Source organism: Ruegeria sediminis, assembly GCF_005938215.1.
Classification (GTDB): Bacteria; Pseudomonadota; Alphaproteobacteria; order Rhodobacterales; family Rhodobacteraceae; genus Ruegeria; species Ruegeria sediminis.
On sequence record NZ_VCPD01000001.1, the window covers coordinates 786318 to 811534 of the forward strand.

Genomic DNA, 25217 nt, shown 5'->3' on the forward strand with positions numbered 1-25217 from the left:
GGTCCCGCCTTGAAAATCCGCGCTTTCGGCACATATGGGACGGATACCTTTTGCAGCGTCCGCGCCGGAGCCCGACATGAGCCGCATCACGACCGTCAGCCTAGCAACCGGCCTTCTGGGCCTGGTCATGTCCATGACGGTCGCCCTGGTCGCGGCGTTTCCGACCGCATTGATCGCCGTCGGCTACGCGATGATGTTCCTGGGGGCCATCGGCTCGGTCGTCGGATCGGTGCTGGCCCGCAGCCTCGCCGGATAGGCGCGCGCGGTCTTTCGCCCGTTTCCTCAAGTTCGACGTTTAACCCGCGGTTTACCCGCGCCCGCCACAGTGTCGCCAAGAGGCATTCGCAGGCGACTCGGGGCGCGACATGAACAGACGGACAAGAAAGCTGGCCGACGCGCCGGAAGGGTCGGACAGCCCCCTGACCGCGGCGGTATCCTCGCGCGACCGCTCGGCCGTGCAGATGGCGACCGAGGCGGTCAGGCACAGGCAGTGCCTGCTGGCCTATCAACCGGTCTTGCAGGCGCGCGCTCCGCATGACGTAGCGTTCTACGAAGGCTTCATCCGCGTTCTCGACGAAACTGGACGGGTGATCCCGGCCCGCGATTTCATGCCACGGGTCGAGGAGACCGAGATCGGAAGAGAGCTTGATTGCATCGCCCTCGACATCGGATTGCGGGCCCTGACCCGCGCCCCCGGCATTCGCCTGTCGATCAACATGTCCGCCCGTTCGATCGGTTATCCGCGCTGGCTGCAGGTGCTCGAGCGGTATCTGAAGCAGGATCCGAAGCTGGGCGAGCGGCTGATCCTGGAAATCACCGAACGGTCCGCCATGCTGGTTCCGGAACTCGTCATCGAGTTCATGGACCGCCTGCAGCCGCGCGGGATCGCCTTTGCGCTGGACGATTACGGCTCCAGCAGTTTCAGCTTTCGCCATTTCCGGGATTTCCTGTTCGATGCCGCCAAGATCGATGGCCAGTTCGTGCAGGGCGTCAGCGGCGATCCCGACAACCAGTCCCTGATCCGCGCCCTGGTGGCGGTGGCGCGCGAGTTCGACATCCTGGTCACCGCCGAATCGGTGGAGGACCCGCAGGATGCGGAGTTTCTTGCCGCCAGCGGAGTCGACTGCCTGCAGGGCTATCTGTTCGGCGCGCCGTCGATCCATGCCCCGTGGATCCAAAATAAACAGGAGTCCGCCAGTGCTTAGCCGGACATCCATGAGCGGAAAACGCCGCCAATCCCCCTGATGAGACAAGCTGTCCGTTGCTGCAAGTGCAGCATTAGTTTATGGCAGTGGGTATAGGAGCGGGGGATGGCGAGACGCTCTGCAGGTCGGGAAGAAACTCCTCGATCTGCGCCGTCGATTTCCCGAAGGACTATGACGGTAAAGGAATGACCATATGACCAACGTAGTAATCGCATCCGCCGCGCGGACCGGTGTCGGAAGTTTCGGCGGCTCTTTTGCGAACACCCCCGCGCATGACCTGGGCGCCGCCGTTCTCGAGGCTGTCGTGGAACGCGCCGGCGTCGAAAAGGGCGAAGTCAGCGAAACCATCATGGGCCAGGTCCTGACCGCGGCCCAGGGGCAGAACCCCGCCCGCCAGGCGCATATCAACGCCGGTCTGCCGCAGGAAAGCGCCGCCTGGGGCATCAACCAGGTCTGCGGCTCGGGGCTGCGCGCCGTGGCGCTGGGCGCCCAGCACATCCAGCTGGGCGACGCCGCGATCGTCTGCGCCGGCGGCCAGGAGAACATGACCCTTTCGCCCCATGCCGCCGCCCTGCGCGCCGGTCACAAGATGGGCGACATGAAATATATCGACACCATGATCCGCGACGGCCTGTGGGACGCCTTCAACGGCTACCACATGGGCCAGACCGCCGAGAACGTGGCCGAGAAGTGGCAGATCAGCCGCGACATGCAGGATGAATTCGCGGTCGCGTCGCAGAACAAGGCCGAAGCCGCGCAAAAGGCCGGCAAGTTCAAGGACGAGATCGTCCCCTTCACCATCAAGACCCGCAAGGGCGACATCGTGATGGACAGCGACGAATACATCCGACACGGCGCGACCATGGAAGCCATGGCGAAACTGCGCCCCGCCTTCACCAAGGACGGCTCGGTGACCGCCGCCAACGCCTCGGGCCTCAACGACGGCGCCGCGGCGACCCTGCTGATGTCGGCCGAGAACGCCGAGAAGCGCGGGATCGAGCCGCTGGCCCGCATCGCCTCTTACGCGACCGCCGGGCTTGACCCGTCGATCATGGGCGTCGGCCCGATCTACGCGTCGCGCAAGGCGCTGGAAAAGGCCGGCTGGTCGGTCGATGACCTGGATCTGATCGAAGCCAACGAAGCCTTCGCGGCGCAGGCCTGCGCGGTGAACAAGGACATGGGCTGGGATCCGTCGATCGTGAACGTCAACGGCGGCGCCATCGCCATCGGTCACCCGATCGGCGCTTCGGGCTGCCGCGTCCTGAACACGCTTCTGTTCGAAATGAAGCGCCGCGACGCCAAGAAGGGCCTCGCGACGCTCTGCATCGGCGGCGGCATGGGCGTCGCCCTGTGCGTGGAACGCGACTGACCTGATGCCGGCCGTTCGGCGCCAGTTCACGGTGGCCCTTGCAATCTGTGTTGCAGGGGCCGCGCAGGCGCAAAACCGGCAGCCGATCTCTACCAGCCTGACCGAATGCAGCGTGATCTTCACCGAACTGGCCGATCTGGGCGCACGTCGTGGAAAGGACGAGGACACGGTCAACGCGGCCCTGGTCAGCGCCTCGCTGTTCCTTGTCGAAGCCCGCGAACAAGCCGGGCGCGAGGGCACATCGGAACCCTACGGCCACATCCAGTCCGAACAGGACCGACTGGCCGAGAAATGGGAAGGGCGCTTCAGCAGCCTCATCCTGCTGAACGAGAACAAGGACTGGATCGACTACTGCCGTGCGTTGGGGAAGAACCGTGGTCTTGCTCTGCCCTGACGACATTGCCTTCTCAGCCCGCCGCGCTGCGGCGATTTTCCTGCGCAACAATATTGCGCAATCACTCGCAAAACAGTAACAGCATTACTAAGCCCATTCAAAATCGGAGGATTCCTTAATGGCACGTACAGCACTCGTCACCGGCGGTTCCCGCGGCATCGGCGCAGCAATTTCCAAGGCGCTCAAGGCCGAAGGGTACAATGTCGCCGCCACCTATGCTGGCAACGACGAAGCTGCGGCGAAATTCACCGAAGAGACCGGTATCAAGACCTATAAATGGAACGTCGCCGACTACGACGAATCGAAGGCGGGGATCGAAAAGGTCGAAGCCGAGGTCGGCCCGATCGACGTCGTCGTCGCCAACGCGGGCATCACCCGCGACGCGCCGTTCCACAAGATGACGCCCGAGATGTGGCACCAGGTGATCGACACCAACCTGACCGGCGTGTTCAACACCGTGCATCCGGTCTGGCCCGGCATGCGCGAGCGCAAGTTCGGCCGGGTGATCGTCATCAGCTCGATCAACGGTCAGAAGGGTCAGTTCGCGCAGGTGAACTATGCCGCGACCAAGGCGGGCGATCTGGGCATCGTCAAGTCGCTGGCGCAGGAAGGCGCGCGCGCGGGCATCACTGCCAACGCCATCTGCCCCGGCTACATCGCCACCGAAATGGTGATGGCGGTTCCGGAGAAGGTGCGCGAGGCCATCATCGGCCAGATTCCGGCCGGGCGCCTGGGCGAACCGGAAGAGATCGCGCGCTGCGTCGTGTTCCTGGCGTCGGACGACTCGCAGTTCATCAACGGCTCGACGATTTCGGCCAACGGCGCGCAGTTCTTCGCCTGATCGGGCAGCCGCCTGAAAAACATCGGGCCGGCCCCTCGGGACCGGCCCTTCTTGAATCCCGTAAGAACGCGCGCGCTGCGTTCAGCGGGAACCGAACAGCCAGCTCAGAGCCAGCTTGATCGCTCTGCCCCGTTCCTCATGGGCGCGCCGAAAGGCGCGGCGGGCTGCGGGATTGGTCGTCATCTCGATCATTCCAGTCATCCTTTTCACATCAGGTGGGCTTGACTTGCTTCCAACATGGCATTTGATTCAACACGAGACAAACGAGAGTTTTCCAAGGTTCAGTTCAGAATTTCTTACCCAAAATGAGTGACCGCCTGCCCCCTCTGACCGCCCTGCGCGCCTTTGACGCCGCCGCCCGCCACATGTCCTTCGCCCGGGCCGCCGAAGAATTGAACGTCACGCCCGCGGCGCTGTCCTTTCAGATCAAGTCGCTGGAAGAACATCTGGGCCAGCCCCTGTTCCGCCGCCTCAACCGGGCCGTCGAACTGACCGAGGCGGGGCGGACGCTGGCGCCGGGCGCGTCCGAAGGGTTCGCCACCCTGCAATCCGCCTGGGCCGCGACGCGCCGGCTGCAAGACACGACGACCCTTACGGTGACCGCGGGCCCGGCGCTGACCGCGAAATGGCTTGCGCCGCGCCTTTACGATTTCGCCCGGGCCCATCCCGAGATCGACCTGAGATTCTCGGCCACGCTGCGCATGATGGACCTGGAGCGTGACGACGTGGATGTAGCCATACGCTTCGGTTATGGGCCGGATGACGGCCTGTATTCGGTGCCCGTCCGCAAGGAATGGATGACGCCGGTCATGACTCCGGACCTCGCCAGGGAGTTTCCGACGCCGGAAAGCTTGAAGGACGCGCCGCTCGTCCATGACGATTCCCTTGGCTTCCTGCGCCCGGCCTGTGACTGGCCCGCGTGGTTCCGGGCGGTGGGGATCGACTTTGTCCCGACCCACGGGGCGCATTTCTCGCATGCGGATCATGCGGTGGACGCCGCCGTTGCAGGCGTGGGCGTCACGCTGGGCCGGCGGCCGATGATCATCAAGGACCTGCTGGAGGGCCGGCTGGTCGCGCCTTTCAAGATCGCCATCGAAACCAGCGCCCGGTTCCGCTTTCTCTGCCTGCCGGGCGCCGAGACGCGGCCGCAGATCGCCGCCTTCCGCGACTGGTTCCTTGCCGAGATCGAAAAAACCGCGCATATCTCGGACGAGTTCACCATCATCCCCGTCGAGGATATTCCCCCCGCATGACCCGAACCCGCGCCACCGCCGTCGGCTTTGTCGCCGTTCTGCTTTGGGCCTTGCTGGCCTTGTTCACGGTCGGCTCCGCGCCGACACCGCCGCTGTTGCTCAATGCGATCTGCTTCAGCATCGGCGGCGCGCTAGGGCTGATCTGGACCGCCCGCTCCGGCGGGTTGGGGCAGTTGCGGCACGTGCGCTGGACGGTCTACCTGTTCGGCACGCTGGGGCTGTTCGGCTATCACGCGCTCTATTTCTCGGCGCTGCGCATGGCCCCGGCCGCCGAGGCTGGGCTGATCGCGTATCTTTGGCCGCTGCTGATCGTCCTGTTCTCGGGCCTGCTGCCCGGCGAAGCCCTGCGCGCCGGGCACCTGTTCGGGGCGTGCCTGGGCTTCGCCGGTGCCGCGCTGATCATCACCGGCGGCGGCAGCGCCGGCTTTCAGGCGCAGTACCTTCCCGGCTATGCGCTGGCGCTGCTCTGCGCCCTGACCTGGTCAAGCTATTCGGTTCTTTCGCGCAGGCTGGGCAACACCCCCACCAGTTCCGTCGCCGTTTTCTGCGTCGCGACGGCCGTCGCGTCATGGGGGCTGCATTTCGCGGTGGAAGAGACCGTCTGGCCCGCTGGCGCCATCGGCTGGCTTTCAACCATTGCGCTGGGCCTGGGGCCGGTGGGCCTGGCGTTCTACGTTTGGGATGTGGGGGTCAAGCGGGGCGACATTCAGATCCTCGGCACAAGCTCCTACGCGGCGCCGTTGCTGTCTACCCTGGTGCTTGTGCTGGCCGGGATCGCCGCTCCGTCCTGGACGCTGGCGATTGCGGCCCTGCTGATCACCGGCGGTGCCGCGATCGCGGCACGCGCCAGCTTCAAGCCTTAGTTGGAAAGCCGTTCGATCTCTTCCTTCAGCCGCAGTTTCTGCTTTTTCAGCTGAGCTATGTGGAGATCGTCGATGCCTGGCGAGCGCTGGGCTTCTTCTACTTCGAGACTGAGGTTTGCGTGCTTCTTCTTCAGTTCGGTCAGATGTGCGCTCACGCTCATGGCGATCCTCCTTCTCTTGGAACGTTACACCCGGATTTGAGCATATCGCCCTGCGCCTGTCACGCCGCATCGCGCAGATTCCGACACAAATTCTTCATTTTCGGCTGATCGCTGCCGATCCGGTTCCGGGCCAGGGCAGAGCCTCCGCATCGCGGTGAACGGCGGCAATCTCGGGTCGGTAGTGGTCCTCGTCCCGCAGATGCCGGTCGCCCGTGTGCAGAATCAGGGGAAAATGAAGGCGAAAACCGGCGCGTCCGCCCTTGCGGGCCCGCAGGATCAGCAGGTCCGGCGCGCGGCCGGTGCGCGCCGCCAGAGGCAGAACCTCGACCGAGCCGAGCCGCCCTGAACAGGCCGCCAGCATGTCCGGCAGGCGTTCGATGCGCTGGATCATGTGCAGGTACCCCTTCGGCGCAAGGCGCCGGGCCGCAACCTCGATCCAGACAGGCAGGGGCGTCCGTTCGCCCAGCGCGATGCTGCGCCCCGTGTCGGTGGCCGGGCTGTGCGCGCCGGCGCGGTAATAGGGCGGATTGGCGATGACGTGATCGAACTGGCGCTGCTTCATGCCGGACGGCAGCGCCGATATGTCGCCCTCGATCACCTCGAGGTCCTGGCCGTTTCCGGCGGCGTTGCGGCGGGCCAGATCGGCATAGGCGGGCTGCAATTCGATCCCGGTGAGGGCCAGCCCCGGCACGCGCGCGGCCAGGCACAGGATCGCCGCCCCCGCGCCGCATCCCAGTTCCAGCACGGACTGACCCGAAGCGGCAGGCACCGAAGCGGCCAGGAACACCGGGTCAACGCCCGCGCGATAGCCGTTCCGGGGCTGCCACAGCCGGATGCGTCCGCCCAGAAAGTCGTTGCGGGTCAGGTCGCTGTCGGCGAACCCGCTCATCGGCCCAGCGGAATCTCGTTGTCGCGCATCACACGCATGGCGCGATCGAAATCATCCGCGCGCACCATCAGCCGGCGGGGAAAGATCCCGATGCCGCCTTCGAGGATGCTCATATTTACGTCCATCTCAAAGCAGTCTATATCCTCGCCTTCAAGAAGAGCGGATGCAAAGGCCATGACGGTCGGATCGGTGCTGCGCAGAAGTTCTTTCATGGGGATGGATCTAAGGGCAAGGCGGGGCGCAAGTCGAGCCTTGTAGCAGGAGTGTGATGAACATCAACGCGATTTCGAAACCGCATGAACGCCTTGCTGCAATCCTCAGCGGTGAAATGGAAGCCGTGAACGAGGTGATCCGCGTGCGCATGGCTTCGAAACATGCGCCCCGCATTCCCGAGGTGACCGCGCATCTGGTCGAGGCGGGCGGCAAGCGTTTGCGCCCGATGCTGACGCTGGCGGCGGCGCGGCTGTTCGGCTATTCCGGCGACCATCACATCCGCCTGGCCGCGACGGTCGAATTCATCCACACCGCCACCCTGCTGCATGACGATGTGGTGGACGAAAGCGGACAAAGGCGCGGGCGCCCCACCGCCAACCTGCTGTGGGACAACAAATCGAGCGTGCTGGTGGGCGACTACCTGTTTTCGCGCAGCTTCCAGCTGATGGTCGAGACCGGCTCACTGCGGGTTCTCGACATTCTTGCCAACGCCTCGGCCACGATTGCCGAGGGCGAAGTGCTGCAGATGACCGCGGCGACCGACTTGCGCACGGATGAAGCGGTCTATCTGCAGGTCGTGCGCGGCAAGACCGCGGCCCTGTTTTCCGCGGCGACCGAAGTTGGCGGCGTGATCGCCGGCGCCTCGGACGAGCAGGTCAGGGCGTTGTTCGACTATGGCGATGCGCTGGGGATCGCCTTTCAGATCGCGGACGATCTTCTGGACTATCAGGGCGACAGCAAGGCCACCGGCAAGAACGTGGGCGACGATTTCCGCGAGCGCAAGCTGACCCTGCCGGTGATCAAAGCGGTGGCGCAGGCGACGGCCGATGAGCGCACTTTCTGGGAGCGCACCATCGAGAAAGGCCGCCAGCAGGACGGCGACCTGGATCACGCGCTGGCGCTGATGCAGAAATACGGCACGCTGGATGCGACCCGCGCCGACGCCAATCGCTGGGCGGCCAAGGCCAAGGGCGCGCTGGACGTGCTGCCGGATCACGAGATCCGAACGCTGCTGCGCGATCTGGCCGATTATGTGGTGTCGCGGCTCAATTGAGCTGCGTCGCGCGGCACCACCAGTCCGGATACGCCGCGGCGATTTCGTAAGCGGCCAAATGTGCGGCCTTCATCGACGGATACAGCGCGAAACAGGTTGACCCCGAACCTGACATGCGTGCCAGCAGGGCGCGCGTGGTCCGTCCCAATTCACCGAGGACATGCTCGATCTCGCGCGAAACGCCGATCGCGGAGGGCTCCAGATCGTTGCGCTGGTCACGCAGCCACTCGGCGCAATCCGCGGGCGTTTCGAGTTCGGGAATTTCGCCGGGCATCGGGGGGTTTTCGCGCGATGCCAGCGCCTTGAAGACCGGGCCGGTTGGCACCGGCACGCGGGGATTGACCAGCAGCGCGGGCAAGGACGGCAACGCGACCGGTGCGATCTTTTCTCCGATCCCCCGCATCCTGGCCGCCCGCGCCTGCAGGCACACAGGGACGTCGGCCCCCAGGGACAGGGGAAGCGTCGCGGGGATGGCGATGCCCTGCGCGGACAGCGCCCGCAGCGTCGCGGCGGCGTCCGAAGAGCCGCCACCGATACCGGCGCCATGTGGCAGAACCTTGTTCAGTCGGATTTGACCTGTCCAGCCGAGCGCCTTCGCCGCCTTCCAGACCAGGTTGCGACTGTCCGCCGGAACGCCCTCGGCGTGTTCTCCGGTGACGGCCAGCGACAATTCCGGCCCGGGAGCGAATTCCAGGCGGTCCCCGACATCGGCAAAGACGACCAGGGAATCGAGCAGGTGATAGCCGTCCTCGCGCTGGCCGGTCACATGCAGGGTGAGGTTGATCTTGGCGGGGGCGAAGCCCTCAACCATCGTTGGCGACCTTCAGGGGGTCCGCCCCTTCGTCCGCCAGAACCGCGTCGAGCCCGATCTCGAGCTTGCGGCGGATCCGCTCGGGATCGGCTTCGCCGTCCGTGTCTTCGGGGTCGATGAAGGAAAGCGCCCGCTTCCACTGGAACTCGGCCTCGCGGGCGCGGCCCACGGCCCAGTAGACGTCGCCCAGGTGATCGTTGACCACCGGATCGACCGGCATCAGTTCGACGGCGCGCTCCATGTGCCCGACGGCTTCGTCATAGCGGCCCAGCCGGAACAGGACCCAGCCGAGACTGTCAACGATATAACCGCTGTCGGGCTGCGCCTTGACCGCGCGCTGGATCATGTCCAGCGCCTCGTCCAGCTTTTCCCGCCTTTCGACCAGCGAATAGCCGAGATAGTTCAGCACCTGCGGCTGGTCCGGGTTCAGCTTCAGCGCGGCGCGGAAATCCGCCTCGGCCTTGTCCCATTGCTTCAGCCGTTCGTGGCAGATGCCGCGCGCGTAATGCAGGAACCACTGACCTCCGGACCCTTCCTCGGTATGTTCCAGCGCAAGGTCATAGGCGCGCACGGCTTCGGCATATTTTTCCTGCTGCCGCAGAAGGTCGCCCAGCGAACTGTGCACGACGGGCAGGGTGGGATGGTCCTGCGCCAGCTTTTCCAGCACCTCGATCGCGGCGTCGGGCTTGGCCGCGCGGCGCAGCGCCTCGGCGCGCCCCAGTTCGGCGGCGTGGTAATCCGGGCTGGTCGCCGGCACCATCCTGTAGGTCGCGACCGACAGTTCGTACTGGCCAAGCTCGTCCAGCAACTCCGCGCTGAGCAGCAGGGAATCGATGTGGTCGGGGCGCAGGAAGCTTGCCGTGCGCGCGTAGATCAGGACATAGTCGTTCGCGGCCTCTTCGTTCAGCGCCGCGCCGACCGTGAAGAATACTTCGGCCATTCCGTCGGCGGCCGACCGGACATGGGTGAAGGGCAGCTTCTCACCGGATTCGAGCCTGTCGGCCACGCTTTTCACAGCCGGGTCCGAGCGCGTGCCGAACACCTGCGTCAGCGTTTCCAGCGCCTGCCCGTTGCGGTCGAGTTGCGACAGCACTTCGGCCCGGGCTAGCACCGCCCGGCGCGAGATCCGCGCGACCCGGCCGTCATCAGCGGCGAAGATCGCCTCGGCGCCCTCATAATCGCCGACCGACGCCAGCGCCATCGCCTTGTGATAGCGAGCAAAGTCCCGCAGGCCGTTTTCCTTGGCCACCTTGTCGAACTGGTCCAGCGCCTTCGAGACCGCGCCGCTGCCCATATGCGCCCAGGCGATGATCAGCCCGTCCACCAGCGGGCCGATACCCTGCGTTTCCGGATCGCGCGCCAGCAGTTCCTCGAACTTGCCTTCGGAAATCAGATTCGCCGCGATCACCATATGGGCGACCTGGCTGCGCAGGCCCTTGGCCTCCATCTCCTGCGCGACGGGATAGGCCCGCTGCAGCTCGCCCAGCGACAATTGCGCCAGCACCACGTTCTCCAGCAGCGTCGCGTTGCCCGGGTCCTGCGCCAGAGCCTTGGAAAAGTAGTGCGCAGCCGAGGCATAGTCGCTTTCGGACGCGGCCCGCCGCGCGGCGAGATAGGCGCCGGAACCGGATTCCGCCGCAAGCGGCGCCGGCAGCGCGAGAACGGCTGCTATGGCGGCAATCGCCGCGTGACGAACCAAGGGAAACACCGAAATCCTGCCTTCTTCATTCTTACCCGGAGGACAAGCTAGGCCGTCGGTGACCAAGAGGCAATGGCAGAGCGGTAACAGCTCTGCCATTGCCCGGTTTTCTGCTCACATGTTCGGGTAGTTCGGCCCGTCTCCGCCTTGCGGCGTGGTCCAGGTGATGTTCTGGCTGGGGTCCTTGATGTCGCAGGTCTTGCAGTGGACGCAGTTCTGGAAGTTGATGACGAACCGCTGCTCGCCCTCGTCCTCGACGATCTCGTAGACGCCCGCCGGGCAGTACCGCTGCGCCGGTTCCGCGAATTTCGGCAGGTTGACCTTGACCGGGATGTCGGGATCGGTCAGCCGCAGATGGCAAGGCTGGCTTTCCTCGTGGTTGGTCATCGCGAAGGACACGTTGGTCAGGCGGTCGAAAGACAGGGTTCCGTCCGGTTTCGGATAGTCGATCGGCTGGTGCTTGCCGGCCTCTTCGGTCGACAGGGCATCGTTCTTGCCGTGTCCGAGGGTGCCGAACAGCGAGAAGCCCATCGTGTTGGTCCACATGTCGAGCCCGCCGAGCATCAGGGACGGGATCATGCCCCACTTGGACCACATCGGCTTGACGTTGCGCACCTTCTTGAGGTCCTTGCCGATCGGGCCTTCGCGCACCTCGGTCTCGTAGGCGGTCAGTTCGTCGCCCGACCGCTCGGCCTTGATGGCATCGTAGGCGGCTTCGGCCGCCGCCTTGCCGGACAGCATCGCGTTGTGGTTGCCCTTGATGCGCGGCACGTTGACCATGCCTGCCGAGCAACCCAGCAGCGCCACGCCCGGCGCCACCAGCTTGGGCAGCGACTGCCAGCCGCCTTCGGTGATCGCCCGCGCGCCGTAGGCCACGCGCTTGCCGCCCTTGAGCAGATCGGCGACCATCGGGTGATGCTTGAACCGCTGGAATTCCATGTAGGGGTAGAGATACGGGTTCTTGTAGTTCAGGTGCACCACGAAACCGACGTAAACCTGATTGTTCTCAAGGTGATAGATGAAAGAGCCGCCGCCGGCGTTGCCGCCCAGGGGCCAGCCCATCGTGTGGGTGACGGTGCCCTGCTTGTGCTTGGCCGGGTCGATCTCCCAGATTTCCTTCATGCCGATGCCGTATTTCTGCGGCTCCTTGCCGTCGGACAGGTCGTATTTGGCGATGATCTCTTTCGCCAGCGAGCCGCGCACGCCTTCCGAGATGAAGACGTACTTGCCGTGCAGTTCCATGCCCGGCTCGTAGCCCGGGCCCGGCGTGCCGTCGGGGTTCTTGCCGAACTCGCCGGCCACCACGCCCTTGACCTCGCCGTTTTCGCCGTAGACCAGTTCGGAACAGGCCATGCCCGGGAATATCTCGACGCCCAAGCCCTCGGCCTGCTCGGCCATCCAGCGGCAGACATTGCCCATCGACACGATGTAGTTGCCGTGGTTGTTCATCAGCGGCGGCATCGGGAAGTTGGGGATGCGGATCTTGCCCGCCTCGCCCAGCATGTAGAAGTTGTCCTCGGTCACCGGGGTGTTCAGCGGCGCGCCCTTTTCCTTCCAGTCGGGGATCAGCGCGTCGAGGCCGCAGGGATCCAGAACCGCGCCCGACAGGATGTGCGCGCCGACCTCGGAGCCTTTTTCCAGAACCACGACGTTCAGATCGGCGTCGAGCTGTTTCAGACGGATGGCCGCCGACAGGCCCGCGGGTCCTGCGCCCACGATCACCACGTCATATTCCATCGCTTCGCGTTCAATTTCGGCCATCGCGGGCTCCCTAGCTAACTTTCCGAATTGGCGCTCTCAACGCATGGTGGGCGCAATTTTGTTTCGAGGCTGATTAACCGGTGTGAAAGTGCCGGGTCAATCAAAACACGGCGTAAAACCGCCGCAATGCGGCATATCAGTCGTCGGGCGCGTCACCCATCAGGTATCGCGGCCCGCTTCCCTTGGATTTGGCGCGGTCGTCGGGGTTGTAAAGCGCGCATTTCGGCAGGCTGAGGCACCCGCAACCGATGCAGCCGTCCAGATTGTCGCGCAGCCGCGTCAGGGTGTCGATTCGCTGGTCCAGATGTGCGCGCAATCCCTTGCTGATCCGCTTCCAGTCCTGCGGCGTCGGCGTCCGGTTGCCGGGCAGACCTGCCAGAACGTCGCGGATTTCCGGCAGCGACAATCCGAATTGCTGGGCGATCATCACGAAGCTCAGCCTGCGGATGTCGGCACGCAGATAGCGACGCTGCCCTCCGGGATTGCGCCAGGGCGAGATCAGGCCCTGCGCCTCGTAGTAGCGGATCGCGGATACCGCCAACCCGGTACGCTTGGCCAGCGCGCCTATGGAAAGCCCCTCGGATATCGCCATCGTCGCCTCGAGATTGATCCTTGACCTAAAGTTAGGTTTAGAAATTAGTGTGAGTCGGGACAAGCCTGAAAGACGGAAGGAGATCCCATGACCGCAACGCTCGAACACACCAACTTCACCGTCCGCGACCCGAAGGCGACCGCAGCCTGGATGCGCGACGTTTTCGGCTGGAAGACCCGCTGGGAAGGGGCGGCAATTGCCGGCGGCTATACCGTGCATGTCGGCAGCACCCATACCTACCTTGCGCTCTACGCGCCGGAAAACCCGAGGCCGGCCGGGGAAAGCAGCTATGACACCGTGGGCGGCCTGAATCACGTGGGCGTGCTGGTCGATGACCTGGACGCGACCGAGGCGAAGGTGCGCGCCGCCGGGTTCAAGCCCCACAACCACGCCGATTACGAGCCCGGGCGCCGGTTCTATTTCGACGACGACAACGGCATCGAATTCGAGGTCGTGGCCTACGACTAGGCCGTAATCCGCAACCGCGGCCTTTCTCGCCCTTGCATTTTGCCCCTCATTTGGTTCAGTTGGTCCTTGAACCAATTTGTCGCCCCGACGCATCGCGCGGCGGGGCGACGCAATTTATGCGTGGACAAAGACACATGGAAAAAATTCCTATGACGCCTTCGGGCTTCGCCGCGCTTGAGGCCGAGTTGAAGAAACTCAAGACCGAAGAGCGGCCCGCCATCATCAGCGCCATTTCCGAAGCGCGCGAGCATGGCGATCTGTCGGAGAATGCCGAATACCACTCGGCCCGTGAAAAGCAGTCCTTCATCGAGGGCCGCATCAAGGAGCTGGAGGGCGTGCTGTCGCTGGCCGACGTGATCGACCCCCGCAAGCTGTCCGGCGCGATCAAGTTCGGCGCGCGGGTGACGCTGGTGGACGAGGACACGGACGAGGAAAAGACCTGGCAGATCGTGGGCGAGCACGAGGCCAATATCGAGGCCGGTCTTCTCAACATCAAATCGCCGATCGCGCGCGCGCTGATCGGCAAGGACGAAGGCGACAGCGTCGAGGTTCGCACGCCCGGCGGCCTGCGGTCCTATGAAATCCTGAGTATCCAGTACTCCTGACGGGGCGTCCTTCATGTCGGGGCAAAAGCCAGATCGCAAGTCGGACCGTCCGACATCTCTGGGCATCTTCGACCGCCCGGAATGGGCGGCGATCACGGGAATAGAAATCGTCGCAATCGTCCTGAGCCTTGTCTGGCTGGTCTTTTCCGTCGTGTTCCTGGTGCTGCCGCAGGACGGCGGGTCAAGCGGGCTCATCGTGACCATGCTGGCGGTGTTCATGCCGGTGGCGATGATCTGGGTGGCCGCCACCGCAATGCGCACCAGCCGCATCATGCGCGAGGAAAGCCGCCGTCTGCAGACCGCGATCGACGCGATCCGCAACGCCTATGTCAAGCAGCAGCGAAGCGGGGGTTCGCAGGAACCCTCGGTCGCGAAGAAGCTGGATCAGATCGTGGAAGCCGCGAAAAAGACGGAATCCGCCCTGGCCACGTTTTCGACCTCGCGTCAGGACATCGCGCGCCCGATGAAGTTCTCGCATGGCAAGAACCAGACCAGCGCAGGCCAGGCCTCGCTGGCGCTGGGCACCCCGGCCGAGGCCCTGTCGCCGCCGCTGACGAACGGCGATTTCATCCGCGCCCTGAATTTCCCCGAAACCGCCGAGGATGCCGAAGGCTTTGCCGCGCTGCGCCGGGCGCTCAAGGACCGCAAGGCGGCGCAGGTCATCCAGGCCGCGCAGGACGTTCTGACGCTGCTGAGCCAGGACGGCATCTACATGGACGATCTGAAGCCCGACATGGCGCGGCCCGAAGTCTGGCGGCAATTCGCGCAGGGCGCGCGGGGCCGGGCCGTGGCCGCACTGGGCGGCGTTCGCGACCGCTCGTCGCTGGCGCTGACCTCGGGGCGGATGAAACAGGATCATATCTTCCGGGACGCGGCGCATCATTTCCTGCGGCGTTTCGATCAGATGATCGTCGAGTTCGAACGCGAAGCCAGCGACGCCGAACTGTCCGCGCTGGGCGAGACGCGCACCGCGCGGGCCTTCATGCTGCTGGGCCGGGTCGCGGGCACCTTCGACTGAGGGCGGGTTCAGCCGGCGGGTTCGACGGGCCAACTCATCCGTGTGGCCGAGGAAAAGCCGAAAACGCGGCGGAACGGGCCGGTGTCCGTCTGCCCGACCGGACTGAACCCCTGCCTTTCATAAAGGGCGCGGGCCCGCGGGTTCGTGTCGATCACGTCCAGTTGCACCTCGCGCATTCCGGTTGCCGTCGCCTCGGCCTTTACCGCATCCAGAAGCGCCGTGCCGACGCCGCGCCCCCGCGCCTCGGCGGCGACGAATATCCCATCCATCTGGAACACGCCCGCCTGAACCTGCCGTTCCAGCACCGACAGGGCCAGCCCGCGCCACAAGCCGCCGACCCAGCCATAGACCCTTGCAAGATCCGCCATGCCGCCGCCGGTCAACCCGCCCTGTGCGGTCTTGAAACCGGCCATTCCCAGCATCCTCCCGGCTTCGTTGCGCGCCACAAGCGCGAAGTCGGGGTCCAGCACCGCGTCCAGGAAGGCAAGCGCACGCTCTTCGGGGCCCATGACCTTGCCCAGCTTGGCCGAGAAGGCCTGCCAGAACAGGAGCGCCGCCTGACTGCGCTCGGCCTCGGTGAACCCGCGCGACACGGAAACACTCAAAGGCCGAAACTCGCATAAGGGATGAAGCGCACCGGGTCGCCGGGACGGATGTGGCGGGCATCGTCGCCGATCTCGACAAGGCCCTCGGCCCAGCTCAGGCCGCTGATCCGACCCGAACCTTCCGAGCGGAACACCTCGACCCTGCCGTCGCGCACGCGTCCGCGCAAGAATTCGCGCCGGCCCGGTTTCTTGCGTTTCTCGAAGGCGGCGGGCAGGTCGAAGCCCTGCGGATCGCTCCACCCTTCCCCGGCCAGCAGGCCCATGGCCGGGCGCGCGAAGACCAGGGTGCAGACCATCGCCGCCACGGGATTTCCCGGCAGGCCGAATACCGGCGTCCCGTTCCAGACGCCCAGCGCCAGAGGACGCCCCGGCTTCAGCGCGATGCGCCACTCCTGCATGGCGCCGGCCTCGCGCAGCAGGGCCGAGACGTGATCCTCGTCCCCCGCCGACGCGCCGCCGCTGGTCAGGATCACGTCCGCCCTGTCCGCGGCCTCGTCCAGCCGCGCCTTAAGCGCGCCGCGGTCGTCGGCGACCCGCCCCATGTCCACGGCTTGGAAACCGAACCGCTCCGCCATCGCCAGGAGCATCGGACGGTTGGCATCGTAGATCTGTCCCGGCCCGGCCTCCTGCCCCGGCTCGACCAGTTCGTCGCCGGTTGACAGGACGGCAACGCGCAGGGGCGAGCGCACCTGCAGTTCGGCCAGCCCCACGGCGGACAGCAGCGCCAGGTCCGCGGGGGTCAGCCTGCGCCCGGCGGGCAGAACCGTATCGCCCGCCACCACGTCCTCGCCCGCCTTGCGGGTGTTCGCCCCGCGTTTCAGGGGGCCGCGAAAGGCGATATGCCCGCCGCTCAGGGTCACGTCCTCTTCCAGGATGACCGTATCGACCCCGTCGGGCAGGGCCGCGCCGGTCAGAACCCGCAGCGCCTGCCCTGCGGGAACCACGCCTTCGTAAGGTATCCCCGCCGCCGCGCGCCCGTCCGCCAGGGGCAGGACATGGGCGCCTTCGGGGAACCCGCCGGCGAATCCGTAGCCATCCACCGCAGTATTGGGCAGCGGCGGGTTTGAACGCCTGGCCGTCGCGTCCTGCGCCAGCACCCTCCCAAGCCCCTGCGACAGAGGCAGGGTTTCGATCCCGGTGACCGGGCGCAAACGCTGGCGCAGCAGCGACAGCGCCTCGTCGACCGGGGTCCAGTACACCCCGGCAGGCAGGGCGAAACAGTCGTTCTTGAGAGGCGGCGGCGCGATGTCCGGCCTGTTCTGGTTCACACCCAATATCCAACCCTCCTGTGTGGCGACGTGCGCCGTCTTGCCACTTCCTCGGACGTCAGAAGGTCCAGAGTCAATACGACCCGTTGCGCCTGCCTGCCGTCACAGGCCAACCTCCGCGAGGATGAAGTCGGCGATGCGCCGGGTGTCGTCCAGGTCGAAGACCGGCCGGTCCAGCTGCAGCGGCGTGTCGCTCGCCACCGCGCGGATGGTGTCGTCTCGCGGCGCGATCAACTCGTTGCCGGGTTCCGCGCGGAACGCTTCGACCTTGGGATGGCGCTCGCGCTTGTAGCCCTCAACCAGCACCAGGTCGACCGGCGTCAGCCGGCCGAGCAATTCCGACAGCGGCGGTTCGGGCGCGCCGCGCAACTCCTGCATCAGCGCGACACGGTGATGCGAGGCCAGCAGCACCTCATGCGCGCCCGCCGCGCGGTGCCGGTAGCTGTCGCGGCCCTTGTGGTCCACGTCGAAGGAATGGTGCGCGTGCTTGACGGTGGAGACCGTGAACCCGCGGCCGCTGATCTCGGCCACGAGCCGCTCCATCAGCCCGGTCTTGCCTGCGTTCTTCCAGCCGGTGACGCCGTAGATCCTCATGCGCCCTCCAGCATCGCCTGGGCCTGGGCCAGATCCTCGGGCGTATTGACGTTGAAGAACGGATCGAACCCTTCGACCGGGAACAGCGCCTCGCGCCCGCCGTGCCGGTCGGTCCACATAACCACCTTGCGCAAACCGTCGTTCAGCGCCGCGCGCAGATCGTCGCGCAGGGCCACCGGCCAGAGACCGAAGGTCGGGTGCCGGTTCACGCGCTTGCCGCCGCCGGATTTCAGCGCCTCGCCCTCGGTCCGGGGCGTGGTCGCCAGAACCAGGGGATGCGCCTGCCCCTCGGCCGCGTGGGTCAGTCGCGCGACCAGATCGCGCGGGAAGAAAGGCGTGTCGGCGGCCACGGTCACGATCGAACTGCCCCCCTGCCCGGCGGCCCAGTCGAGCCCGGCCAGGACACCGGCGAGCGGTCCGGCGAAGTCCTGGATGGAATCGGCGATCACCGGCAGGCCCAGGTCGTCGAACCGGGCCGGGTCACCGTTGGCATTGAGCGCGATTGCCCCTGCCTGCGGTCGCAGCCGGTCGATCACGCGGGCCAGCAAGGTCTGCCCGCCAAGCGTCAGCAACCCCTTGTCGCCGCCGCCCATGCGGGTGGCCTGCCCGCCTGCCAAGATAACTCCCAATGGACGTGTCATTCCGTACCTTCATGTTCGGACCAGCGTCGGGTCCAAGTCCCTGGACAACCTATAACCGATTTCACTGCAACTGGAATGCCGTCGGGTAGAGGTGATGCAGAAGAACCAGCCACAGGATCAGCGTGCCGAACGACAGGATGGATGTCGCGGAGATCGTGTGGGCCGCAAGCTGCGGTTCCTGATCGTAGTGCTGCGCAAGCAGGAAGACGTTCTTGGCGGTCGGAACCGCCGCCGAGACGGTCGCGGCGATGGTCCACAACGGGTCCAGCCCGACAAGATGCGCGGCCAGCAGGACGAGGCCGGGCGCCACCACCAGTTTGGCGATGGACAAGCCAAGGATCAGCGGCCCGGTCTTCAGGATCGTCCGTATGCTGGTCGTGAATCCGATGGCGAACAGCGCGACGGCGGCCAACGCCTGGCTGAGAAGTTCCAGATAACCCGAAACCGCCTGTGGAAAGCCCAGCCCCGTGAACGAATAGAGCAGGCCCAGAAGGGTCGAGAGGATGATCGGGGTCTTGAGGACGTTCAGGACGATCCTGCCGATGGGCGTCTTCTTCTTGCTCGACTTCCCGGCCAGGCCTTCCAGGCTCACCGTGAAGGCCAGCAGCACGATCGCGACGACAAGGTTTGCCAGCACCGCGGGCAGCGCGCCGCTTGGCCCGAAGATCGTGTGCAGGACCGGCAGGGCCACGAGCGCCGTGTTGGAAGCGATCGCGGCGAAGGCGGCGATCGTGGCCGCCGCGGGCTGCATCCCCAAAATGTGGCGGCAGCCCAGCAACAGCGCCACGAGCAGCACCGCCATCGTACCGCCATAGGCAAGGTAGAAGCCGACATTCAGAAGGTTCTCGAACTTTTCCTGACCGATGAGATAGAACATCACCGCGGGGAGCAGGACGTAGACGGCAAACTTGACCAACGCCTCGGACGTGGATTCACCCAGCACATTCGCCCAGGAAAAGACATAGCCCGTTGCGATAACGGCAAAAACCGGCGCGATAAGGTTGATCAGTTCCAAATGACACCTCTTGTTTGCCTGGTTTGCGAGCTGCCCGCGCACCACTGTTCCGGCGGGCCACGCATCCTTTGCCCGATGTCACAGCAAGCCTATCCGAAACAAAAGTTCTTCTGAACACTTGGTTTTCTCGTGGGCCACGCAGAACTTTGGCGCCTGATCCACCCCGCGTCAGTCCGAGCCGCTTTTGCGCCGGTGCTTCTTGTCCTCGACCGGCACCGACGCAGGGTCCGCGTCGCGCACCAGCCGGTCTGCGCCGGACAGGCACACGAACCTGTGCCCGCGCATCCGGCCGATCAGCGTCAGCCCGACCTCGCGCGCGATCTCGACGCCCCAGGCGGTGAAACCCGAGCGCGAAGCCAGAACGGGTATGCCCATCATCGCCGTCTTGATCACCATTTCCGAGGTCAGCCGCCCAGTGGTGTAGAGAATCTTGTCCCCGGCCGTTTCGCCCTCGGACAGCATCCAGCCAGCGATCTTGTCCACCGCGTTGTGCCGGCCGACGTCCTCCATGTAGACCAGCGGGCGGTTCTCGCGGCAGAGCACGGTTCCGTGGATCGCCCCGGCCTCGAGATAGAGCGACGGGGTGCGGTTGATCCTGGCCGCCAGGTCATAGAGCCAGGAGGTGCGCACCTGAACCTGCGGCAGGCGCACATTCTCGAGCCCCTCCATCATGTCGCCAAAGACCGTGCCCACCGCGCAGCCGCTGGTGCGGGTCTTTTTCTTCAGCTTGTCCTCGTAGGACGTCTTGCGCGCCGTCCGCACCACGACGATTTCCAGATCCTCGTCATAGTCCACGCGCACGATCCTGTCGTCGTCGCGCAGCATCCCCTGATTGCGCAGAAACCCCAGCGCCAGGTATTCGGGGTAGTCCCCGATCGTCATCGCGGTCACGATCTCTTGCGCGTTCAGGAAGATGGTCAGCGGGCGCTCTTCGACCACCGAAATCCGGCTCGGCTCGCCGTTCTGGTCCACCCCTTCGACCGCGCGGGTCAGGCGCGCGGAGCCGGGATCGGGGGCGATGATGTAATCCGAAAGATCGTTCTCGGTGGCCAATTGCAACCCTTTCCCAAGCCCGTTAGTGGTGGCGCCGTCACCATAGGATCTAGCCATGGCATTCACCACATCCAATTCATACTTCTGGAAGGGTTTTCGCGATGGCGCCCCGTTCGTTTTCGTGGCGATTCCCTTCGGCCTGCTGTTTGGCGTCTTCGCCACCGAAACCGGATTGAACATCGTCCAGACCATGGCCTTTACCGCGACCGTCTTCGCGGGCGCCGCGCAGTTCGCCGCGCTGCAATTGCTGCAGGACGAGGCGCCGACCCTGATCGTGCTGGCCTCGGCGCTGGCCGTGAACCTGAGAATGGCGATGTACTCGGCCTCGCTGACGCCCTTTCTCGGCAGCGCGCCTCTGTGGCAGCGCGCCATTGCCGCCTATCTGACCGTCGATCAGTCCTATGCCTGCTCGATCGTCCGCTTCGAGACCGAACCGCAGATGACCGTGCCGCAGCGGATGGCGTATTTCTTCGGCTCGGTGACGCCGATCACGCCGCTGTGGATCCTGTGCACCTATCTGGGTGCGGTCCTGGGCGCGCGGATACCTGAAAGCTGGGCTTTGGATTTCGCCCTGCCGATCACCTTTCTGGCGATGATCGGGCCGATGATGCGGACGCCCGCGCATGTGGTGGCGGCGCTGGTCGCCGTTGCGGTTTCGCTCGTGACGGTGGTGATACCGTTCAACCTCGGACTGCTGATCGCGGGCTGCGCCGGCATGATCGCCGGAGCGCAGGCCGAGGTCGTTCTGGAACGCAGAAAGGCAAAGGCATGAACTCGGTCGATCCGGTCACAATGTGGATCATCATCGTCGGGCTGGCGATCGGCAGCTATCTGCTGCGCTTCGTCTTCATCGGTTTCGTCGGCGACCGCCCGATGCCCCCCTGGCTGTTGCGCCACCTGCGCTATACGGCGGTTGCCATCCTGCCCGCGCTGATCGCGCCCCTGGTCGCCTGGCCCACGGCCACGGGCGGCGAGCCCGACGTGCCGCGGATGAGCGCCGCCACCGTCGCGGTGACGGTGGGTCTGCTGACCAAGAACGTGATCGCCGGGATATTCTCGGGCGCGGCGACGCTCTATGGTCTGCTTTACCTATTGGGTTGAGGTCCGCTCCAGCATGTTGAGCTTGGCGTTGTTCTCGGCCAGTCCCTTTTGCAGATCGGCGTCGTCGTTTTCGTAGTAGCGCTCTGTCACGACGCCCAGAATCTGGTCGAACTGTTCCGACAGCTTCAGCGGCTGGTAAACCACCTTGATCTGCTCGAACCCCGGCACCTGCTGCAAGAGCCGCGCGGTACGGTTTGCGCAGAGCGATCCGGGAACCGGCCCCATCTGCTTGGCCAGACGATAGGCGACCTCGGCCTGTTCGGGCGTCACCTGGACTTCCTGAATGACGGCGTGGTGGGTCGACCGGGCGTGAGAGCCGCGATAGGCCTGTTCCACCGCCGGCGTGATGCCGTAGAGGACATCGTTCCGGACCGGCACGATATCCGCCTCGAACGATCCCGCCGGATCGAAGATCACGCGTTCGCGGGCATTGATCATCAGCGACGTATGAGCACCGGCGCCGGTCCGGTTGTTCACCATCGTATAAAGCGTCAGGGTCGCCGGGCCCGGCTCGCGATAGGAGCGGGCCGCGATTTCCGCAGGATCAGCCTGCGGGCTGCGGGAGTTGGTGGCGCAACCCGCGACGCTCAGAACCGCCAGGCACGCAATCAGGAAACGGAACACGGACGCCCTCGACCGGATCAGGAGGCGAAAACCGCCAGGAACAGCAGGACTACAAGGATGACCGCCACGGTCCAGACGACGAATTTGACAAAGCCGTTGAAGGTTTCGGTCTGGACCTTGATATCCATTTCGCCGTGTTTGTATTCAGCCATGTTTAACATTCCTATTCGCGTGTTTTCCGCTGAATAATGGATTCTCGCACCCCTGTCACCACGTCATTCGCGCGCAGGCGCGAGTGCGTCGAATGGGGTACAGCCGGGATAGCCGAAGCCCCAGCGCCAGGGCAGCCCGGTGCAGGGGCCGCCGCCAAAGCGGACGGCCAGGTACATTGCGCCCGCGATCGTCGCGTAGGCCTTGCGCACCTGATCGGGCGTCGTGTCGTAGCGTTTGGCGAACTCGTCCGCGCGCTGGTCGCCGTTGCGGATCACGCAGGCCTGCAACTCTTCGTCGGCGGCCAGGCGCGCCTCGTAGCTGGCCTCGGCCTCGGTCGCGCCGCCCGCATCGTGATAGGCGCGGTCGTGAATGACGCAGCAGGCTTCCCAGGGCGGAGAGTTCTCGTGCGCCTCGGCAAAACCGGGGAAGGTGTCGGCCACCAACTCCCAGCTCGACGACAGCCCGCCAGAGCATCCGTCCGTCTCGAAAGGGGAAAGATCGGCGGTGTCCATGACGGTCACCAGCGCCCTGTGGCCCGGCATTTCGACGCGCTTGACCAGGTCCTGCGCGGCTGCCGGTGCCGCGGCGCAGATCGCGAGGACGGCGAGGTCAAGGGCTTTCATCGCGCATTTCACCGGTATCGATCTCCATTCCGAATTCTGAGGCCAGCCACAGCAGCAGCCGTTCCGCGGGGCCAAGCTCGGCGCGGATCTCCAGCACCCGCCGGGCCAGGGCGGGCTCGTCCGTGATCAGGCCGTCCACCCCCATCGAGGCCATCGACGACATCTGCAGCGGGTCGTTCACCGTCCAGACATAAAAATCCTTGCCCGCGTCATGCACTGCCCGGATCAGGCCCGGAGAGGCCATGCCGGCGCTGACCGCGATGAAATCGCTGTCCAGCCCCGCCAGATCCCCGACCGCGGTGGCGGCCAGAACGCCGGTGCGCCAATCCGGGCGCAGGGCGCGCATCTTTTGCACCGCCGGATATTTCAGCGACATGATGGCCACCTGGTCCTGCATCCCGAGGTCTTCGACGATTTCCGCGACACGGTTTTCCAGATCGACGTCGTGGCCGTAATACTTGAGCTCGATGATCACCTTGGCGTGGCCGCGCGCTGCCGCCAGAACGTCGCGCAGGGTCGGCGCGCGTTCATCGGCATATTCAGGGTCGAACCAGCTGCCGATGTCGATCCCGTCCAGATCCGCCATCGTCGCGTCCCAGACCTTGAGATCCACCCCGGCGAGCTTCATGAAGTCGCTGTCATGGGCGACGACCACCTCGCCATCCGCCGTTTCCTGAACATCGATCTCGACCCAGTCGGCCCCATCGTCGATGGCCTTGAGAACCGAGGCCATCGTGTTCTCGGGCCGCGAGGCGGCGGCTCCGCGGTGGCCGATCACCTCGACCTCATCCTGCGTCTGTACCCGTTCGAGCATGTTCGCACTCAGCCAGGTTCCGGCCAGAACGGCCAGCCCCGACAGCGCCGCCAGCCCGATCAGGCGGGAACGCAGGTTTCCGGTCTCGGAGACCGGCACCGGTTGCACATCTCCCTCGAAGAAGCCGTCCAGCAGCACGGCCAGCGCGCCCAGCGCGGTTGCCGCCAGCACGAGGCCCGCCAGCGTCCACAGAATCACGACCACAAGGCTGATGGTCAGCGCAAGCCGCAGGTTGGCATCCGCCCTGAGGGGAACCATCTGCAGAACCAGCCCCGCGACGAGGCCGATCGCGGTTGCGATGGCGACGCGCACGACCAGCCAAAGAACGATCTGTATCTTGAGACGTCCGCGGCGCCCCTCCATCAATTTGGCGCTTTCACCGAAGGCCGCGCCGGGCGCCGTGCGTTCGAACAGTACCAGATGCAGCGACAGCGCCCAGGACGACAGGCGGCGGATCAGAACCCACGCCATGACCAGCAACACGATGCCGATCAGGATCGCCGCCACCCAGAACGCGGGCGGATGGAACGTGAGGTAATAGTTGATGTCGTATTCGGTGAGGGTCCACCAGGCGATCAGCGCCGCCACGGCGGCGAAGGGAAGAACCAGAAGCAGGACGCGCAGCACGAAGCGCAAGGCGAAACCCAGAAGCCCGGGCAGACGGGCCAGAACCAGCGCCAAGGCGGCGCGGCCCGCGCGCCAGAGATCGGTTTCGCCCATGCGCAGGCAGGCCGCCATGACGGCAAAGCCAAGCACCTCGGCCACCAGCAGCAGGCTGAGCAGCACCAGCGCCGCAAGGAACCCGACCGGCGACAGGATGAACATGGCGATGTCCTGATCGGTCAGTGCCGACTGGTCCGAAAGCGAGACGGCCAGGTTGACGGCAATCGCAAGGCCGGGCGCGATCACGGCCAGGGCCAAAAGGCGCAACACCAGGTAGAGGGGCACGAATACCCACCTGCGGGCCCAGGACCCGGCATAGGCGCTTGTAACGATTGGAAATTGTGTCACGCGTCGAACTCCTGAACCATGCGGTCATTCAACGGCGCGAAGGCTTGAAAAGCAAGCGGCAGAGTTCAGTCCCGCTCCAGATCCGCGGCCAGGCGGAAGCCGATGCGGTTGGCGGGCTCGTCCTCGGCGGGTTTGGGCAGCGCGCGCAGCATGACGTTCAGCTGGCTGACATGCTGGACCAGCTGGTTCCGGGCGCCGTTCGAATCCCTGCCGTAGAAGGTGACGATGTCGGGGTCGAAATAACCCAGCCCTTCGATGCGCAGCACGCCGGCATCCCCGCCGGCGAAGCCCATCGCAACCTCGTGGCTGCTGTCGAGCTGTTCCTCGAAGTTCTGGATATAGAGGATCAGCCGCTCATAGGCCCATTGCGCCGGGCTTTTGGCCGCGGTGGGCGTCTGCATGGATTTCGGCAATTCCTGGGGCCCCGAGATGCAGTCGGGATCGGCATGAACTTCGTGGCACCTGGGCAGCACCGCCGCCTCGACGGCTTCGGCGGAAGTTTCGATCTTGTCGCCCATG

The 25217-nt window shown here is 65.3% G+C and carries 31 protein-coding genes; 13 read left to right on the forward strand and 18 right to left on the reverse strand.

The annotated features are described in order from the left end of the window. The first annotated feature begins 76 nt into the window (after positions 1–76). The 7 genes from FGK63_RS04040 (at position 77) to yddG (ending at position 5925) form a co-directional block, all read left to right on the forward strand. Positions 77–256: a hypothetical protein gene (locus FGK63_RS04040; RefSeq protein WP_138840299.1), complete on the forward strand. Its 180-nt coding sequence runs from the start codon at positions 77–79 to the stop codon at positions 254–256. A 109-nt stretch (positions 257–365) separates the two neighbouring features. After that, complete coding sequence (locus FGK63_RS04045; protein WP_138840300.1) at positions 366–1205, forward strand: EAL domain-containing protein; 840 nt, start codon at positions 366–368, stop codon at positions 1203–1205. 193 nt (positions 1206–1398) lie between these two features. Further along, positions 1399–2574: an acetyl-CoA C-acetyltransferase gene (locus FGK63_RS04050; protein ID WP_138840301.1), complete on the forward strand. Its 1176-nt coding sequence runs from the start codon at positions 1399–1401 to the stop codon at positions 2572–2574. 4 nt (positions 2575–2578) lie between these two features. Beyond that, positions 2579–2968 carry a hypothetical protein gene (locus FGK63_RS04055; RefSeq protein WP_138840302.1) on the forward strand — a complete coding sequence of 130 codons (390 nt, stop codon included), beginning with the start codon at positions 2579–2581 and terminating at the stop codon, positions 2966–2968. A 118-nt stretch (positions 2969–3086) separates the two neighbouring features. Further along, positions 3087–3809: an acetoacetyl-CoA reductase gene (phbB, locus tag FGK63_RS04060; protein WP_138840303.1), complete on the forward strand. Its 723-nt coding sequence runs from the start codon at positions 3087–3089 to the stop codon at positions 3807–3809. A 305-nt stretch (positions 3810–4114) separates the two neighbouring features. Further along, a complete protein-coding gene (locus tag FGK63_RS04065) occupies positions 4115–5062 on the forward strand; it encodes a transcriptional regulator GcvA (protein WP_138840304.1) in 948 nt (315 codons plus the stop codon). Further along, on the forward strand, positions 5059–5925 hold the full coding sequence (gene yddG / locus FGK63_RS04070) for an aromatic amino acid exporter YddG (RefSeq protein ID WP_138840305.1): 867 nt from the start codon (positions 5059–5061) through the stop codon (positions 5923–5925). Before FGK63_RS04065 ends, yddG begins: the two co-directional genes overlap by 4 nt. Here yddG and FGK63_RS04075 read toward each other — a convergent pair. The 3 genes from FGK63_RS04075 to FGK63_RS04085 form a co-directional block, all read right to left on the reverse strand. Beyond that, positions 5922–6086, reverse strand: coding sequence for a YdcH family protein (locus tag FGK63_RS04075; protein ID WP_138840306.1), 165 nt, complete (start codon positions 6084–6086; stop codon positions 5922–5924). The genes yddG and FGK63_RS04075 overlap by 4 nt on opposite strands. Before the next feature lie 94 nt (positions 6087–6180). Next, positions 6181–6975, reverse strand: coding sequence for a tRNA1(Val) (adenine(37)-N6)-methyltransferase (locus FGK63_RS04080; protein ID WP_138840307.1), 795 nt, complete (start codon positions 6973–6975; stop codon positions 6181–6183). Beyond that, on the reverse strand, positions 6972–7187 hold the full coding sequence (locus tag FGK63_RS04085) for a putative signal transducing protein (RefSeq protein ID WP_138840308.1): 216 nt from the start codon (positions 7185–7187) through the stop codon (positions 6972–6974). The genes FGK63_RS04080 and FGK63_RS04085 overlap by 4 nt, the downstream gene beginning before the upstream one ends. A 56-nt stretch (positions 7188–7243) precedes the next feature. Between FGK63_RS04085 and FGK63_RS04090 the strand changes: the two genes are divergently transcribed. Further along, on the forward strand, positions 7244–8242 hold the full coding sequence (locus FGK63_RS04090; protein WP_138840309.1) for a polyprenyl synthetase family protein: 999 nt from the start codon (positions 7244–7246) through the stop codon (positions 8240–8242). Here the strand turns inward: FGK63_RS04090 and FGK63_RS04095 are convergent. The 4 genes from FGK63_RS04095 to soxR all read right to left on the reverse strand — a co-directional run bounded on the left by FGK63_RS04095 (position 8235) and on the right by soxR (position 13105). Further along, positions 8235–9053, reverse strand: coding sequence for a 4-(cytidine 5'-diphospho)-2-C-methyl-D-erythritol kinase (locus FGK63_RS04095; protein WP_138840310.1), 819 nt, complete (start codon positions 9051–9053; stop codon positions 8235–8237). The two genes, FGK63_RS04090 and FGK63_RS04095, sit on opposite strands and share 8 nt — an antisense overlap. Beyond that, on the reverse strand, positions 9046–10761 hold the full coding sequence (locus FGK63_RS04100; RefSeq protein ID WP_246043935.1) for a tetratricopeptide repeat protein: 1716 nt from the start codon (positions 10759–10761) through the stop codon (positions 9046–9048). The genes FGK63_RS04095 and FGK63_RS04100 overlap by 8 nt, the downstream gene beginning before the upstream one ends. Positions 10762–10866: 105 nt before the next feature. Continuing rightward, complete coding sequence (locus tag FGK63_RS04105) at positions 10867–12513, reverse strand: electron transfer flavoprotein-ubiquinone oxidoreductase (RefSeq protein ID WP_138840312.1); 1647 nt, start codon at positions 12511–12513, stop codon at positions 10867–10869. A 136-nt stretch (positions 12514–12649) separates the two neighbouring features. Continuing rightward, a complete protein-coding gene (gene soxR / locus FGK63_RS04110) occupies positions 12650–13105 on the reverse strand; it encodes a redox-sensitive transcriptional activator SoxR (RefSeq protein ID WP_138840313.1) in 456 nt (151 codons plus the stop codon). Positions 13106–13192: 87 nt separating this feature from the next. Here soxR and FGK63_RS04115 point away from each other — a divergent pair, with 87 nt between their 5' ends. The 3 genes from FGK63_RS04115 (at position 13193) to FGK63_RS04125 (ending at position 15196) form a co-directional block, all read left to right on the forward strand. Next, the gene (locus FGK63_RS04115; protein ID WP_138840314.1) at positions 13193–13573 is read left to right on the forward strand and encodes a VOC family protein; all 381 of its coding nucleotides are present in this window, start codon (positions 13193–13195) and stop codon (positions 13571–13573) included. 134 nt (positions 13574–13707) lie between these two features. Then, positions 13708–14178, forward strand: a complete 471-nt coding sequence (gene greA / locus FGK63_RS04120; RefSeq protein ID WP_138840315.1) for a transcription elongation factor GreA — start codon at positions 13708–13710, stop codon at positions 14176–14178. Between the two features lie 13 nt (positions 14179–14191). Beyond that, on the forward strand, positions 14192–15196 hold the full coding sequence (locus tag FGK63_RS04125) for a hypothetical protein (RefSeq protein WP_138840316.1): 1005 nt from the start codon (positions 14192–14194) through the stop codon (positions 15194–15196). A gap of 8 nt (positions 15197–15204) precedes the next feature. Here FGK63_RS04125 and FGK63_RS04130 read toward each other — a convergent pair whose 3' ends face one another. From FGK63_RS04130 to FGK63_RS04155, 6 genes are all read right to left on the reverse strand, one after another. After that, the gene (locus FGK63_RS04130) at positions 15205–15789 is read right to left on the reverse strand and encodes a GNAT family N-acetyltransferase (protein WP_246043936.1); all 585 of its coding nucleotides are present in this window, start codon (positions 15787–15789) and stop codon (positions 15205–15207) included. A gap of 8 nt (positions 15790–15797) precedes the next feature. Beyond that, a complete protein-coding gene (locus tag FGK63_RS04135; RefSeq protein ID WP_138840317.1) occupies positions 15798–17069 on the reverse strand; it encodes a molybdenum cofactor synthesis domain-containing protein in 1272 nt (423 codons plus the stop codon). 102 nt (positions 17070–17171) lie between these two features. Then, positions 17172–17663, reverse strand: a complete 492-nt coding sequence (gene mobB, locus FGK63_RS04140) for a molybdopterin-guanine dinucleotide biosynthesis protein B (RefSeq protein WP_138840318.1) — start codon at positions 17661–17663, stop codon at positions 17172–17174. Continuing rightward, positions 17660–18304, reverse strand: a complete 645-nt coding sequence (gene mobA / locus FGK63_RS04145) for a molybdenum cofactor guanylyltransferase MobA (protein WP_138840319.1) — start codon at positions 18302–18304, stop codon at positions 17660–17662. Before mobA ends, mobB begins: the two co-directional genes overlap by 4 nt. A gap of 61 nt (positions 18305–18365) precedes the next feature. Next, positions 18366–19319 (reverse strand): AEC family transporter, encoded by a 954-nt coding sequence (locus tag FGK63_RS04150; RefSeq protein WP_171052563.1) that lies wholly within the window; start codon positions 19317–19319, stop codon positions 18366–18368. Between the two features lie 168 nt (positions 19320–19487). Further along, positions 19488–20429, reverse strand: coding sequence for a formate dehydrogenase accessory sulfurtransferase FdhD (locus FGK63_RS04155; protein ID WP_138840321.1), 942 nt, complete (start codon positions 20427–20429; stop codon positions 19488–19490). Between FGK63_RS04155 and FGK63_RS04160 the strand changes: the two genes are divergently transcribed. Both FGK63_RS04160 and FGK63_RS04165 read left to right on the forward strand, forming a co-directional pair. Next, the gene (locus FGK63_RS04160) at positions 20428–21144 is read left to right on the forward strand and encodes an AzlC family ABC transporter permease (RefSeq protein ID WP_138840322.1); all 717 of its coding nucleotides are present in this window, start codon (positions 20428–20430) and stop codon (positions 21142–21144) included. The two genes, FGK63_RS04155 and FGK63_RS04160, sit on opposite strands and share 2 nt — an antisense overlap. Beyond that, a complete protein-coding gene (locus FGK63_RS04165) occupies positions 21141–21473 on the forward strand; it encodes an AzlD domain-containing protein (protein ID WP_138840323.1) in 333 nt (110 codons plus the stop codon). The genes FGK63_RS04160 and FGK63_RS04165 overlap by 4 nt, the downstream gene beginning before the upstream one ends. Here the strand turns inward: FGK63_RS04165 and FGK63_RS04170 are convergent. The 5 genes from FGK63_RS04170 to FGK63_RS04190 all read right to left on the reverse strand — a co-directional run bounded on the left by FGK63_RS04170 (position 21462) and on the right by FGK63_RS04190 (position 25216). Continuing rightward, positions 21462–22097, reverse strand: a complete 636-nt coding sequence (locus FGK63_RS04170; protein ID WP_138840324.1) for a hypothetical protein — start codon at positions 22095–22097, stop codon at positions 21462–21464. The two genes, FGK63_RS04165 and FGK63_RS04170, sit on opposite strands and share 12 nt — an antisense overlap. 17 nt (positions 22098–22114) lie before the next feature. Further along, positions 22115–22249, reverse strand: coding sequence for an aa3-type cytochrome c oxidase subunit IV (locus tag FGK63_RS04175; protein ID WP_138840325.1), 135 nt, complete (start codon positions 22247–22249; stop codon positions 22115–22117). Between the two features lie 63 nt (positions 22250–22312). Beyond that, positions 22313–22873: a hypothetical protein gene (locus FGK63_RS04180; RefSeq protein WP_138840326.1), complete on the reverse strand. Its 561-nt coding sequence runs from the start codon at positions 22871–22873 to the stop codon at positions 22313–22315. Beyond that, a complete protein-coding gene (locus FGK63_RS04185; protein WP_138840327.1) occupies positions 22860–24698 on the reverse strand; it encodes a glycerophosphodiester phosphodiesterase in 1839 nt (612 codons plus the stop codon). Before FGK63_RS04185 ends, FGK63_RS04180 begins: the two co-directional genes overlap by 14 nt. Before the next feature lie 65 nt (positions 24699–24763). Next, complete coding sequence (locus tag FGK63_RS04190; protein ID WP_138840328.1) at positions 24764–25216, reverse strand: DUF6173 family protein; 453 nt, start codon at positions 25214–25216, stop codon at positions 24764–24766. Between the last annotated feature and the right edge of the window lies 1 nt (position 25217).